This window comes from Paenibacillus sp. SZ31 (genome assembly GCF_012912005.1).
Lineage (GTDB): Bacteria > Bacillota > Bacilli > Paenibacillales > Paenibacillaceae > Paenibacillus.
The window spans coordinates 43,693-58,740 of the sequence record NZ_JABBEA010000011.1 but is presented as its reverse complement, the minus strand read 5'-3'; the positions used below and the strand labels follow the sequence as shown (position 1 = coordinate 58,740).

Below are 15,048 nucleotides of genomic sequence, written 5' to 3'. Positions count from 1 at the left end.
AAGGAGGACAAACGTCAATGAGCAGAAACAAAGAAATGGCGCTAAAAAAAGAAGTCACCCCTTACGAAAAAAATGATCTTAGATTAAGTATCCGACAGTTAATCAATACATTGCTCCCGCTCTTCTTGCTATGGGCTGCAGCTTACTTTAGCTTATCGGTTTCCTACTGGCTTACCTTCCCGATTGCCCTGGTGGCATCCGGATTTGTACTACGGACATTCATTATCTTCCATGACTGCTGTCATGGTTCATTCTTTAAAAGCAAACGTGCCAACGATATTCTCGGTACCATTACAGGTGTATTAACCGTAACACCTTATCAACAATGGAAAGCCGAGCATTCCATCCATCACGCAACCAGCAGTAATCTCGACAAACGTGGTGTAGGCGATATCTGGGTTATGACCGTTGACGAATACAAAGAAGCTTCCTTTTGGGGTCGTATGTTCTACCGCATTTATCGTAATCCGTTTGTATTGTTTTGTATTGGACCCATCTATGTGTTCCTTCTCGCGTATCGCTTTAACCGCAAAGGTGCAAGACGTAAAGAACGTATTAATACTCATTTGACTACCGTATTGATCGTTGCGCTATATGCTGCCATGTGTTGGTTAGTTGGCTGGCAAGCTTTTGTTATGGTGCAAGCACCTATATTCTTCTTCTCCGGTTTCTTCGGAATTTGGTTGTTCTACGTTCAGCATCAGTTTGAAGAAACATACTTTGAACATGAAGATGAATGGAGTTATGTAAAAGCAGCGGTTGAAGGCAGTTCTTATTACAAATTGCCAAAATTATTGCAATGGATCAGTGGTAACATCGGGTTCCATCATGTTCATCACTTGAGCCCGCGTGTACCGAACTATTTCCTGGAAGAGGCACATAATGCAACACCGCCTTTGCAAAAAGCAACGACTATTACACTACGTTCCAGTCTGGTTGCCCTGCGCTTCCGCTTATGGGACGAAGATTCCAAACAATTTATTAGTTTCAGACAGCTCAAAAGCTTATCCCGCAAGCCGTATGTTCAACCGCCTATCCGAGTAACCAATCCAGCGGGTCTGACAGAGAAGCCTTAACTCTGTCGGATTCGTTTTCTTGTATTCAGGCTAAAGTCGTGCTACAGTCAGGCTAAGTTTGAGTACATTGCAAGTTGAGGAGGAGAATTTCCATTCAAAAGTGGATGCAGATTTTTTATAAAAATACAGGGTTGAACCCTTATGTATGGCTTGTCTTTTTCATCCTGCCCTTCTATTACATTTCACAATATTCCAAATTATGGACAATGGTAACTGGCATTGTAATCATTCTCGTCTTTTTCGTCTGTTATTTGCTCGCCTTCATCACCAAGGGTTGGCAAGTGTACATGTGGATTGGACTGCTCATTGCGATATCCATTACGATGACGATCGCCTATGATTATGCCTATTTCTCATTGTTTCTTGCTTTTTTTATTGGCAATATTAAAAATAAAGCCGGTTTCTTCACCCTCTATTCGGTGAATTTGGGAGCCAGCTTCCTAACCATTAATTATGGTTTTATCAATCAGAGTTCATTGCTCGTGAGTCAGTTCCCGTTTGTATTCATCAGCTTAATGGCGTCCATCCTGCTTCCAATCAGTACGTATAATAAAAATAAGACTGAGCAATTGGAAGGCCAATTGGAGAATGCCAACAAACGACTCGATGATCTCGTAAAAATGGAAGAACGTCAACGTATTGCTCGTGACCTGCACGATACGCTTGGACAGAAACTCTCTCTAATCGGGCTCAAAACCGATCTCGCAAAGCGGCTGCTCCGCAGTAATCCCGATCAAGCCGAGATCGAATTGAACGACCTCAGACAAACGGCAAGCACAGCTCTGAAGGAAGTACGCGAAATGGTAACGACCATGCGTGGTACGCAATTGGTCGATGAACTGTTCCGAGCGGAGCAGATTCTGAAGGCCGCTTCGATTGAATTTGCGCTGGAAGGCAATCCTAAGCTGCAAGACACGTCACAATTGAATGAAAATGTGCTCGGCATGTGTTTGAAAGAAGCCGTCACCAATGTCGTTAAACACAGTCAGGCAACAACATGTACCATCATAATTGAAGAGACACCCGCCGATAATGTCCTAACTGTACAGGATAATGGCGTTGGGATAGAACGAACTCGTAAACAAGAACGACGTGGAACGGGAATCTTGGGAATGAAAGAACGACTTGAATTCGTCAATGGTTGTCTGGATATTCGATCTAATACAAACATCGAGGGTACAGCCATCATTATTCATGTTCCCAAGCTCGTCCGCAAACCGATAAAGGAGGCAGAATCATGATTAGAATTGTAATCGCAGAAGATCAGCGCATGATGCTCGGTGCCTTGTCTTCCCTGCTTAATCTGGAGGAAGATATGGAAGTTGTCGGACGTGCCAGCAATGGCCAGGAAGCCCTTTCCCTTGTCCAAGAGCTTACACCCGACATCTGTCTGATGGATATAGAAATGCCCGTGAAGAGCGGCCTCGAAGCGGCAGAAGAACTCAAAGGAATGAGCTGCAAGGTCATTATTCTGACCACTTTTGCCCGGACCGGTTATTTTGAACGTGCCCTGAAGGGTGGTGTCCGTGGCTACCTGCTTAAAGACAGTCCTATTGAAGAACTTGCCGAGGCGATCCGCCAAGTCATGAATGGCAGACGCATCTTCGCTCCCGACTTGGTCGATGAGGCTTATGTCGAAGAGAATCCGCTGACTGAACGGGAGAACGCCGTACTCGGCCTCATGGCAGACGGGAAGAACACAAAGGAAATTGCCGGACATCTGTTCATCACAACGGGTACGGTGCGTAACTACATCTCCATCATTCTCAACAAGTTAAATGCCAGTAACCGCATTGAAGCCATCACGCGTTCCAAGGAAAAAGGGTGGTTCAAATGAAAGTACCGCTTTAACCCATTGAAACATAAATAAGCATGTAGCTCGGCTGCACAAGTCAGTCGTAATAACATGCTCGAAATAAAAGCTTGGCCCAGGAAAACACTTCTTGGGCCAAGCTTTTTATGTTTATTATAATAATCTGATATTCACTTCTTGTATATTTCAGAATATCAATGAGATGCTCAAGATTTCACAGATACAGCCATACCAAGGGCTTCTAGTGGCACTTGATCGGTCTTGAGCTGGTGAATTTGATGACCGTCCTGCCATGAGATCGTTACACGAACAGACTTTCCTCCACTTGGGTATTCCACGTTGATATACCCTTTATCTTTCGGTACAGGCAATGTATGTGACTCCAGATACTCCACTATTTTCTTCGCAATACCTGGATTATTCATTTTATCTTCGGAAACCGAGCGAATCTGTAATGTCCATCTTCCTTCTTGCCAAGTCAGATATTTACTGCCTGCCGCACCTTCACTCATGCCTTTAATCCCATGTCCCAGATCCACAGCCATGTCTGTTCGAATATCTTTCAGGTCCGTCTCAGGGAAAATTTCTGTCTGATTCGGGTCCTTGTAGGTCTTCACTTCATAGGAAGCTAGTACAGGTATCTTACTGTCGGATGCAGTTAAAGATTGATCATTAATGGCAACAGACTGAGTGGTAGCGTAAAAGTTCACCTTAAATGCATCAGCAGTGTTGGACGGTATTACCGCACCCAAATATTCGCCCTTCTCTAACGTAAAAGATGTGGGTAAAGATACATTCTTCATCGTCAACTGGTTACGAACTTGCTGGATTACCTCATTCACACCCACCTGACCATTGGTAGCTTGGTTGTCATTCGCCTTAGATCCTGATGTTTCTTCACCATCTGTTGTGCTCGTGTTTTCTTTGCTTCCCCCTTCATTTTCGTTAGAAAAATCAGCACCACCGCTTCCGGTCTGGGTCTGTTCACCCACTGTCGTTGTTGGAGAAGAGCCATTATCTGATGATGCATTATTCGAATCCGGTTCGCCACACCCTGCTAGAGCGAGTAACAAGGCTGTCGTTACCGGAATGGTGATCCACAATGGTTGTTTCTTCATGATGTGTACCTCCTTGGTTGTAGCCAATCTGTAGTCTGGGTCTTTCTATCGACTGATTGAATTGGAAAATTAAAAAGATTAACGCTTGTCATTCCAGAAGTTAACCGGCTGTACTTTCTTGTTTAATACTTCAAAACGATACCCTTCTGCCTTCAATGTTTTCAACACTTGTGGCAGGACTTTCAACGTCGCTTCCTGGTCGTGCATAAGCACAACAGGCGTTGTTCCACTCTTTTGTACATTGTGAATCTGCTTCATAACACTGTTATAGACTTTCTGGTGATCCTTCTTGTATTTCCAATCTTCCGAATCCACATTCCAATCCCACAGATGGAATCCACCCTGACCCAGCAACACATTGCGGAATGCCGGCTTGAGGTATGGTTTACTACCGTATGGCGTACGAACGAGACTTGTTTTAACTCCGGCAACCTTGTTCAGACTCACATTGGCCTGTTGCATCTCTTTCAATCCGCTGTAGGCAGATTTATAGAATTTACTTGGAACGTGAGTCACACCATGCAGACCCAATCCATGCCCGTCAGCTACGATGCGTTTGGTAGCCTTCTGAAATTGCTCCATCTGTGGACCCAGCATGAAGAACGTTGCCTTCGCATTATATTGATCCAGAATATCCAGTAACTGACCCGTGTGAGCGGTTGGCCCATCATCAAACGTCAGGTATATGATTTTGGAACTCGCTTTGCTTGCGCTATCCTTCGATGTAGCTGATTTGGCAGATACCGAATGCGGCAATAGTAGTGGAATGATTAGTAAAATAGCAAGTGTAGCCATGATAGATTTGCGAATATGTAACATAATTAAAAGTCTCCCTTGTGTGTTATATTTCCCCGGGTGTCCATGTTGTTCTACCTTCATCCCTTGGCGATTAATCCTAATACTATCAAAGATAGCGGCTCTTGTTCTCGCTTCAAAGGCTACGGTAGAGTTACACTTTTGTCAGATAAACCTAAAATTTAATACGAATTTGATAGATTTGCGCAAAAAAAGAGATCCCGCCAGGATAGATCAATTGTGACATATCCTCTATTACCCATATTCAGGGTTTTGATAGACTTTTCTCCGATTCAAGCATATCGATAAAATAAGGAAATATCTTTGCATACAAAAAAAGCCTGCACAAAGTGCAAGCTTCTTCGTCTTCAATCAGCATAAGGGATCATGCTGTATGTAGATGATCTTTTGTCGCTGGAATCTTCTCGACTCCCACGTACAGTTATTCAGCAGGGGCAGTGAACGAACGTTTGCCAAACTCTGCATCCAGCATGTAGAAGGCATTGCTGTCTTTTTCGATGCGGCGCAGCTTCTGAATAATGTTGTCAAACAATGCTTCCTCTTCAACCTGCTCATCAATGAACCATTTCAGGAAATACATCGTCGCATGTTCACGTTCATTCAGGGCGATGTCAGCCAGATTGTAGAATTTTTTCGTGTTTTGTTGCTCGTGAGCATAACCATGCTCAAATACATCCAGCATCGAAGCATATTCATTCTTCGGTTCTGGCAATGCCGCAAGTGTAGCACGTTGTCCACGATCATTCAGGAATTTGTATATTTTCATGCCATGGAATCGCTCTTCTTCCGCTTGCACGATGAAGAAGTTCGCAAATCCATCCAGACTTTTGCTCGAACAATAGGCTGCCATAGCCAGATATACATGAGCGGAATAAAACTCAAAGTTCATCTGTTCATTTAAAGATTCTGTTAACTCTTTGCTCATTATCAAAACACCTCTTTCTTTCTCTAGGGATGGTTATATTCTAACATAACGTAAGCATGACTTACACCGATTTTCTACAAAATTCGCCAATGACTGAACGATCAAAAAAAGCTCTGCCGCGATGGCAGAGCTTCTTTCATTCTTAAGAGATATGCAATTATACCAAGAACGCTTTGGAGATGATAACCAACAGGATGAACAGAACCAGAATGGCACCTACAGAAGTGAAACCTCCGTATCCGTAGCCTCTTGCTTCTCCACCTAATACTTCGCTCATTGACCGTACCTCCTCTGCAACAGGTATGGGTTATCTTATGCAGGAAGAACGACTTTGACAGGGCGGATGCCCTAATTATTCAAATGCTGTTTTTTTTCGTTCAGTACCGGGGAGATTGCACTCGCATGATGTCCAGAAAAGGTACCTTCGCCGTAAACTCTTCCTCTGTATACTCTACATGCACGAGTCGTGTGCGGGAGTCCATTTTGACGATAACTCCTTGCACCTGATCTTCTTTGCCCCATACCGTCAACAGTACTTCCGAACGTTCACGAAAGGCTTCAACCAGCTGATTTCCCAACTCTTCAAGTTCAAACTCATCCCGTGTAGGTCTTTTTGCTACTTTTGCTTTTGCCAATGTGGCTGCCTCCTCTACTCCGACGTCCCGATTCCACGGGTTGATTGCCGAGTTCGTATTCAATTAGTATACCATTCATTTACGTCCGTGTAATGTCATAGCACCCAAGATTGAACAAATTCCTCAGGCAAGTTACCGTTAACCGTGTTACCCCCTATTCTTCACCATACTCTACAATGATGCTGTACTCATTCGATCGGGATTCACCTGCCCGTTTTTGTCCATTCCATTCATATGTGTACATGACGGTCAGGGCCCCTTGCAGCGTACCTGTCGGTTCGGAAGATAACTGCGCTACATAGGAGATGATCCTTTCCGTTCCAGGCTCAATTTCCCCCACATGCAGAATCCTTGGCGTGGAATATTCCGGAATGCTCCATTGAATCTGACCCGCAGCTTGCCCAAGCCATTTAGCACCCTCAGGTAAAATGCCCCCCAATTGTACGCGTGCCGGCAAATTGCCCGTATTCGCCACACGTACCTCGAACATGACCGTGCCTCCCTGCTCAACCAATGTCGGTTCCACTTGAACATAGGCCTGGATTATCGGCGTTTTCAACTCGACGACAGCTTCATTGGATCGAATCATCCGCTGCACTGACCGTGAATCGGGCAAGCGAAATGTATACATCAGGCTAGCATGATTCACATATCGGTATTGATCAGGGATCAATTCACCACGTTCTGCAAGTTTCGCCTCGAACTGAATATTAAGAACAGACCGGACAGTCAACGTCCCCAGATTAAGCCCTTTGGCCAGATTGGTGCCAGGACGTTTAACCCCATTCCAACCCAGACTGCCTTCGACAAATGTCATACCTGTTGGCAATACATCCAGCAGGGTTCCATCCACCGCATAGCTGCTTGCATTGGAGATGGTAATATTATATCGGACGGCATCATCCCATGTGGCCGTCACCGGGAGTACACTTTTGACAACAGAGATCTGGGGTTGAATCAATTCCAGGATTACCTGATTGGAGTAGACCATTTCCTGCTGACCTGCCGAGATATACGTTAGTACAGCTACGCTTGATATTTCGTTCGTATCACTTCCCCCCACGACCTGAACGCGGTATTGTATCCGAACGGAACTTCCGGGCTCAATCTCCCCAAGCTCTATTCCAGTATCAGGCGTGACTTGTGGCGCGAACATCTCATTGACAATCACACTGGCAGGAATAAAAACAACCCCTTGAGGCAAAGCAATCGTTACCTGAGCACCCGTAGCTATAATAAAACCAGGATTGCTCACGATGACGGTGTACATAACAATGTCTCCTGAGAAAGTCTGGCCCCGCTCGGCTTGAAGGCTGACCTCAAGCCGGGAAGAAACCATGCTCACCTCCACCGTGTTGGATTTCTCCACACCTCTGACGGTCCTGCCCTCGGATGTTCCAAACTCATAGTTAACCTGAGCTTGATTGAGCAGCTTTAAGCCTGAGGGTATCCGCATGACCACGACCTGAAAGTGATATCGTAGAGTTGCCCCAGGTACGATCTCTGCAGGAGGAAGCCCACGCTCCGGTGATGCCCCAGGTAGGGGAATCCCGTCACGCAGTACACTATTTGGAAGAAGTGATGTTTCTGGAGATAAAGAATCCACCACATGAACGATAGCTGTACAATTGCCTGTGTTCACAATCTCGATCAGGTAGGTCAGGGACTGCCCCAGTGTAGCCACAGCTACGTTGCATTGTTTTTTCACTTCCAGCCTGGGCCCGACCCATGGAGTAATGACTGTATTGGAATACGCCACCTGTTCCAGTTCAGTCGTACCCGAGCTGAATCGAACCAACGACTGATTCTGAAGCCAGTGGGACAACGGACCGGAAGTCTGGCTCATAACACAACGACCTCTACTCGGAATGTAACGGTAACGGAAGCACCGGCAGCAATGGAACCGAGCGTTATTCCTGTATTCGGATTTCCAGTAGGTCTTGCCACGCCATCGACGATCACACTTCCGGTTACAAATACCGTTCCTGCCGGCACAGGGTCAACCATGACAACATTATTCACCACTTCAATACCGCTATTGGTTACGACAACCGTATAGGTGATTACATCGCCAACCACAGCATCAATGGCACTAGTGCTTTTGACAACAACAACATTTGGTGCGGATACAGGAATCACCAGCACGTTAGAAGATACGGTTCCTGTCAACAGACGGCCATCCGGAGGACTAAAGGTATAGTTGGCAGTGGCCTGATTGATCAGTTGCTGATTCTGAGGCAACGAATCCACGGTAACTTCAAGCGTAACCGTTACGTTCACCGATCCACCAGGCGGTATCGTACCAACAACAATGCCTGATTCCGGGTTCGCTCCTGGTTGTGGGACACCATCAATCAGAACACTGTTGGGAAGCAGTACAGCGCCATCTGGAATATTGTCCGTTAATGTTAAATCAGCTGCAAGATTTCCACTGTTGTTGATGGTAAAGGAATAAATGATGGTATCACCGATCGTTGCATTGGAGGTACTGGCTGTCTTCGTTAATGCAACGATTGGCTGATAGATCGGTGTGATAACGGTATTGGAATAGGCTGCTCCCGAAAAAACGCCGGACGTGAAACTTACGGAAGACTGACTACTCACTTGTGGTGGCGTTGGAAGTGAATTGACCCGAACCACATACGATACAGCTACAGATGCTCCCGGTGCCAGCGTACCAAGAGCAATACCAAGCGCCGGATTAGCTAAGGCACGCGGGACGCCGTCCACCAGAACACTACCTGTAACAAATGTCGTGGCTGGGCTAATCGGATCGGTGATCACAATGTTGTTGACAGGGTCAATTCCGTTATTGCTCACAACCATCTCGTATATGATCGTATCGCCTACCACAGCATCAATGACAGGAGTGGTCTTCACTACGCTGACATTCGGAGCAGATACCTGAATGTTGAGTGCGTTGGACGTAATGCTGCCTCCCAGTGTTCTTCCATCAGGCAATGTGTAGGAGAAGGTGGCAGAAGCCTGATTGGTTATGGACTGGCTCAGAGGCAGCGTCACGATCACAACGGAGAACAGAACCGTAGTTGTTGTGGATACAACACCCAATGGGATACCCGAAGCCGGATCAGCACCAGGTGCTGAAGCGCCATTAATAATGACACTATTCGGTACAAGCTCCGTTCCAGCAGGGATGGTATCCGTCAATGTGACAGATGCTCCGTAGTTTCCGGTATTGGTAATGGCAATACTGTAGACCACCGTATCTCCCACAGTTGCAATGGCCTGATCTCCTGTTTTGACTGCTGCCAGAATGGGTTGGTACACCGGTGTTGTAATGGTATTGGAAAATGTGGTAGCAGAGAATGCACCGGATGTGAAACTCACGGTTGACTGGTTGTTCAAAACTGCACTTGCCGGAAGAGATGTGATCTGTACGCTAAACACAACCGTCACGGTTACGCCTGGTGCAATGGAACCGAGTGTTATTCCGGTTGATGGATTCGCACCTGGGCGAAGAACACCATCAACATACACACTGCCTGCGGTAAGAATTGTACTTGCCGGCACCGCATCTGTAAAAATCACATTGCTAACACTCGCAATTCCGTTATTGGTTACGGCGATGCTGTAGGTTACGATGTCCCCGACGGAAACCGCTGTAGATGTCGTGGATTTGACCACAGCCACATCCGGTGCCGAAACCGAAATCGTAAGCACATTGGATATCACTGTCCCAGTAATATTCCGACCGTCTGGCAATGTAAAGGATAACGCAACGGAAGCCTGATTTACGAGTTGCTGCGGGGTTGGTAACGTATCAATAACAACGGAAAACGTAATCGTGGTTGTAGCCCCGGCAGCCACATTGCCTGCGGGAATGCCCGTTGCCGGACTTGCAGCTGGTAACGGTTGACCGTTCACAATGACACTATTTGGAACAAGAATAGTACCGGCTGGCAGGTTATCCGTCAGATTGATTTGGGCTCCGTAGTTCCCCTGATTACTCACGTTTATCGTATAGCTAACCGTATCCCCGACGGTGGCATTTTGTGTACTTGCTGTCTTTTGAGCTGTAAGAATCGGTTGGTACACCGGAGTGACCACTGTATTGGAAAATGTCGTGCTTGAGAACGCTCCAGAGGTAAAACTGACCGTAGAACGATTGCTCAACTGTCCCGCCGGTGGAATCTCATTGACCCTGACACTGAACGTCACAGTCGCGGATGCACCAGGTCCCAGTGTAGCAAGTGATATCCCACCTGCCGGATTGGAACCGGGTTGAGCCACCCCATTCACGGTAACACTGCCTGTGTTGAAAGTTGCTCCAGCAGGAATCGGATCGGAAAATTGAATATTGCTTACCGGCGCTATACCGCTGTTCGTAATTAGAATGGAATAACTGACTGTATCGCCCACGGCTGCAGCAGTCGATGAAGTGCTTTTGACCACGGCAACGTTGGGTGACGAGACGGGAAATGTCAGTGTATTTGAAGTGGCTGTTCCTGTTAATATCCTTCCATCCGGAGGTGTAAATGTAAAGGATGACGTTGCAAAATTGCTGAGTTGCTGAGGCGATGGAAGTGAATTCACGACCACAGCGAATGTGACGACAACTGTCGCTCCCGCTGCTACAATACCGACCGGAATACCTGCACTTGGTGTTGCTCCCGGCTGTGGCACACCGGATACCACCACGCTGTTTGGAACAATAGTGGTTGCAGCTGGAATGGTGTCGGTCACCGTTACATTGGCCTCCAGGTTACCGGCATTGCTCACCGTCACGGTATATACCACCGTATCACCTACGGTTGCATTAGCTGTATTCGCCGTTTTGACAAGTGAAATCTGTGGCTGTATGACCGGAGTCTGTGTGGTATTGGACGATGATGACCCCGAAAATGAACCGGATGTGAAACTGACCGTCGACTGATTGTTAATCTGCGAAGGGATCGGCATAGTTATCCTCACCTCAAAAGTTACGGTTACTTCAGCCCCTGGGGCCAATGTACCGATTGGAATGCCGGCGGTCGGATTGGAGAGCGGGAATGAAGTCCCGTTCACAATGACACTTCCGGGTATAAATGGGGTGTTCGAAGGAAGAGGGTTCGCGTATACCACGTTGTTCACTGCTACTGTTCCGTTGTTACGAATGACTGAAGTATATCGAACAACATCTCCAGATACGGCGTAATCTAGATTATCACTGTTTACAATGCTTACATTCGGCAGGGATACGGGAATGGTGATTGTATTTGATGAAACAAAACCTGAAATATTCCTTCCACTCGGAAGAGCGTAGCTATAGGATACGATGGCCTGATTAATCAGCTGTCTTGCATCTGGTAGGCTTGTGACCGTTGCAAGGAAAGTGACTGTCGCAGTTGCGCCCGCGGCGAGTGCTCCCAGACTGATTCCAGCGTTTGGGCTGACTCCGGGTACAGGTGAGCCATTAATGATAACACTGTTGGTATTGAATATGGCTCCGGCAGGAACTGGATCTGTTAAAGTAACCGTCGCTGCAATATTGCCCGTGTTCGTAATCTGGATGGCGTAATTAAAGGTATCTCCCACGGTCAGACTCGTTGTGCTGGCCGATTTCACCACTTGAATGACGGGTTGAAAGATCGGCGTATTCACTGTCACAGATGAGGAAACACCATTAAAACTGCCTGACGTAAAAGCTGTGCTCGCCCGGTTGCTGACCGAACCTGAAGCAGGAATGGCGGTCACTCTTGTCTGGTAGGTTACGGTTACGCTGCTGGAGCTATTCAATGTCCCCAAAGCAATACCCGAAACCGGGCTTGCATTTCTGGCAGCAACTCCATTGATTGTGACACTCCCGGATACAAATTCAGACCCCGCAGAAGGCGTATCCGATAGAACCAGATTCTGAACTGCCCCACTGCCTGAATTCGTCGTTACAACCGTATAGGTAAGCACATCTCCTACAGTTGCATCTGCTGTATTGACTGTTTTGCCAATCGTTATATTCGGAGCGGAAGCGGGTATGCGAACGATGTTGGACAACGTGCTTCCTGACAGATTACGTCCACTCGGAAGCTGGTACGTATAACTTCCTGTTGCCTGATTCTCCAATGTTGGCGGGGACGGGAGCGTCGTCAGTGACGTGCGAAATACCACCGTTGCGGACCCGCCGGGCGGGAGACTACCCACCGTGATCCCGGTTAAAGGGCTGACTCCCGGTCGCGCTGTCCCATTTACAGTAACTGAATTGGGAATGAACGTAAGCCCTGCCGGAATCGTATCCGTCACGTTCACCTGTGCTGCTATGTTTCCGCTATTCGACACGAGCAGGGTATACGCAATTTGATCTCCCAAAGTCGCGTTGCTCTGACTCGCAGACTTGTTAATTGTAATTACAGGTTGATATACAGGCGTTGTGATGGAATTCGAGTTAGAGATCCCCGTGAATGTCCCTGAGCTATAAGATACGACAGCCCGGTTGACGAGCGTAGCCGTGCTAGGCAAAGACTGCACATTGACCTGAAATGTTACGGTTGCTGAGCTTCCTGCCGTTAATGTACCAAGGGCTATACCACTGGCCGGATTAGCTGCCGGTACACTCGCCCCCCTGACAACCACACTTCCAGGCACAAAATTCAGACCCGTTGGTAGACTGTCGGTTAGGACTACGTTACTAATCGTTTGTATGCCGCCATTCGTTGTAACCACCGAATAGGTAAAGGTCTCTCCAACAGCAACATCTGTTACTGTTGCATTTTTCACAACGGATACATTCGGCAAAGTTACCGGAATCGTCAGTGTGTTGGACGCCACCGTACCCGTTATGGTGCGTCCGTCAGCCGAAATAAATGAATATGGAGCCGTAGCCTGATCCACCAACGTAGGCGGTGTAGGCAGGTTTGTGACCAGCACTTGAAAGGTTACCGTGGTTGTGCTTCCTGCTGCAAGACTTCCCAAATTAACCCCTGTAGCCGGATTGGCTCCTGCAATAACCGTTCCGTTCACGCGAAAACTTCCGGCAACATAGGTGCTGCCGCTTGGAATATTATCGGATATCGTAGCGTTAGCCGCCACGTTTCCTCCATTAACGACTTGAAGTGTATACGTTACCTGATCTCCGACCGTAGCGTTTGTTGTATTTGCCGATTTCACAATGGACAGGTTAGGTGAATACACAGGAAGTGTAGAGTTATTCGACGGAATGACTCCTGTGATGACTGCACCACCTGCAACGCTTTGAAAGGTAAATGCTGCATTTGCCGAATTGACGAGTTGAAGGATACTTGCATCACTAGCGATTAATGCGCGATAAGTAACGACAATACTAGTGCTTAAATTTAATGAACCCAGTGGTATGCCTGCGGTTACATCCAGCGTTGGACGGGACACCCCGCCCACTGTGACACTGCCTGGAATGAAAGTTAGACCCGGTGGCAAAGTATCTGACAATACTACACTGGCAGCACTGGCTGTACCTCCATTACTAATCGTTGCCGTGTACAGGACGCTGTCTCCCGCGACCGCTCCAGTCGCCACAGAACCCTTGGCCACTGTAATTCTGGGTGCGTTGATATCAACTTGTATCGCATTCGCGTTCACAATGTACGCGTCACCCGAAGTGGTTAGCGTCAGGACTGCGGAGGATTGATTGTTAATCAGTCTTGCAGACACATCCACATTGGTAATATCCCAACCTTGACGACCGCCAACAATGTTCGAGCCTGGAGCTCCATTGGTCTGATTTCGTGTGCCAAACGTGCCTGTTGTGTTAAGTGCTCCCGTATCTCCATTGATTTGGGAGGCAAAAAAGTTCGCTGCCAGATTGTTCGGTCCCGATAAGGCCACTGATGTCGCCGAGGTGGGTCCGAATAACGCCTGATCTCCTGTCCGATTCGCGTCACCCTCCTGGGCACTGAACAGTGCCCTTCCTCCAAGTGCACCGGAGAGGGGGGTTGCGAATCCTGTCAATGTTGTTACTACCGGCGGTGAAGTAGATTGCACCAGTACGCCGCCTGCACGCAAAGACATGTTGCGAAAAGGGAGATTGGGATTCTGATAAATAACCCCAAGTGTCCACCCCGCATGATTGGCTGTGGAATCACTCGGAATAACAATAGTCCCTACCACTGCTCCGGTGATATATGTACCGGCTCCCCCGCCTTGTACAAGTGTAGTCACATTGGCGGAACGTACATAGCCAGCACCACCGCCCCCCAGATCAAATTGATTGTAGGTCGCCGGGTCGGGTGTAACACTGAATGAACCTGCAGGGGTGATGAACGTTACCGGATTGTTGATCGCCGCGCTCAGATTGACAGTTCCATTGATATAACTTCCGCCCCAGATTAATTCCGCATACAGAATCGTGCTCCCTGCAGGAAGCACAAGACTCGCGGCGGAACTATTGCTCTGGTACAAACTTGTAGTTCCCAGCGGATACGTTCCGAAACGCACGTCTGCGTTGGTCGTCGAGAACGCCCCGATGCTGTCCTGCGTACCAGGCACCCCTACCGTATCGGAACGGCTCAGGCCCAGCGTATTGCCCGTAAACGTAATTGCCCCCGTAGCGTTGACGGTTGAACGAACGACAAGAGGAATGGAAGTCACCTCCCCTTCAGCAAGAATTACAATCCTATGAAACGGAGCCTATTATTAGTCTATGATGCTCCCTCCGAAATTTGTATGTCCCTTTTCGGAAAGTTTCTGTTCTCTCTGT

10 protein-coding genes are annotated in these 15,048 nt (G+C 47.5%); 3 read left to right on the top strand and 7 right to left on the bottom strand.

The window, feature by feature from the left end; all coding sequences use genetic code 11:
• Positions 1-17: 17 nt before the first annotated feature.
• The 3 genes from desA to HF638_RS19795 all read left to right on the top strand — a co-directional run bounded on the left by desA (position 18) and on the right by HF638_RS19795 (position 2,913).
• Positions 18-1,076, top strand: a complete 1,059-nt coding sequence (gene desA, locus HF638_RS19805; protein WP_169481704.1) for a Delta(5) desaturase DesA — start codon at positions 18-20, stop codon at positions 1,074-1,076.
• Between the two features lie 92 nt (positions 1,077-1,168).
• On the top strand, positions 1,169-2,317 hold the full coding sequence (locus HF638_RS19800; RefSeq protein WP_169481795.1) for a histidine kinase: 1,149 nt from the start codon (positions 1,169-1,171) through the stop codon (positions 2,315-2,317).
• Entirely contained in the window at positions 2,314-2,913 is a 600-nt protein-coding gene (locus HF638_RS19795) for a response regulator transcription factor (protein ID WP_169481703.1), read from the top strand. The genes HF638_RS19800 and HF638_RS19795 overlap by 4 nt, the downstream gene beginning before the upstream one ends.
• A gap of 182 nt (positions 2,914-3,095) precedes the next feature.
• Here HF638_RS19795 and HF638_RS19790 read toward each other — a convergent pair whose 3' ends face one another.
• The 7 genes from HF638_RS19790 to HF638_RS19760 all read right to left on the bottom strand — a co-directional run bounded on the left by HF638_RS19790 (position 3,096) and on the right by HF638_RS19760 (position 14,939).
• Complete coding sequence (locus HF638_RS19790; RefSeq protein ID WP_169481702.1) at positions 3,096-4,007, bottom strand: hypothetical protein; 912 nt, start codon at positions 4,005-4,007, stop codon at positions 3,096-3,098.
• A gap of 78 nt (positions 4,008-4,085) precedes the next feature.
• A complete protein-coding gene (locus HF638_RS19785; RefSeq protein ID WP_169481701.1) occupies positions 4,086-4,826 on the bottom strand; it encodes a polysaccharide deacetylase family protein in 741 nt (246 codons plus the stop codon).
• Between the two features lie 418 nt (positions 4,827-5,244).
• Complete coding sequence (locus HF638_RS19780; protein WP_062834066.1) at positions 5,245-5,748, bottom strand: ferritin; 504 nt, start codon at positions 5,746-5,748, stop codon at positions 5,245-5,247.
• Between the two features lie 157 nt (positions 5,749-5,905).
• Positions 5,906-6,025, bottom strand: a complete 120-nt coding sequence (locus HF638_RS19775; protein ID WP_024631887.1) for a hypothetical protein — start codon at positions 6,023-6,025, stop codon at positions 5,906-5,908.
• Between the two features lie 100 nt (positions 6,026-6,125).
• Entirely contained in the window at positions 6,126-6,383 is a 258-nt protein-coding gene (locus HF638_RS19770; RefSeq protein WP_036608707.1) for a YolD-like family protein, read from the bottom strand.
• A 154-nt stretch (positions 6,384-6,537) separates the two neighbouring features.
• Positions 6,538-8,229: a DUF11 domain-containing protein gene (locus HF638_RS19765; protein WP_169481700.1), complete on the bottom strand. Its 1,692-nt coding sequence runs from the start codon at positions 8,227-8,229 to the stop codon at positions 6,538-6,540.
• Positions 8,226-14,939, bottom strand: a complete 6,714-nt coding sequence (locus HF638_RS19760; RefSeq protein WP_169481699.1) for a DUF7507 domain-containing protein — start codon at positions 14,937-14,939, stop codon at positions 8,226-8,228. The genes HF638_RS19765 and HF638_RS19760 overlap by 4 nt, the downstream gene beginning before the upstream one ends.
• Positions 14,940-15,048 lie beyond the last annotated feature (109 nt).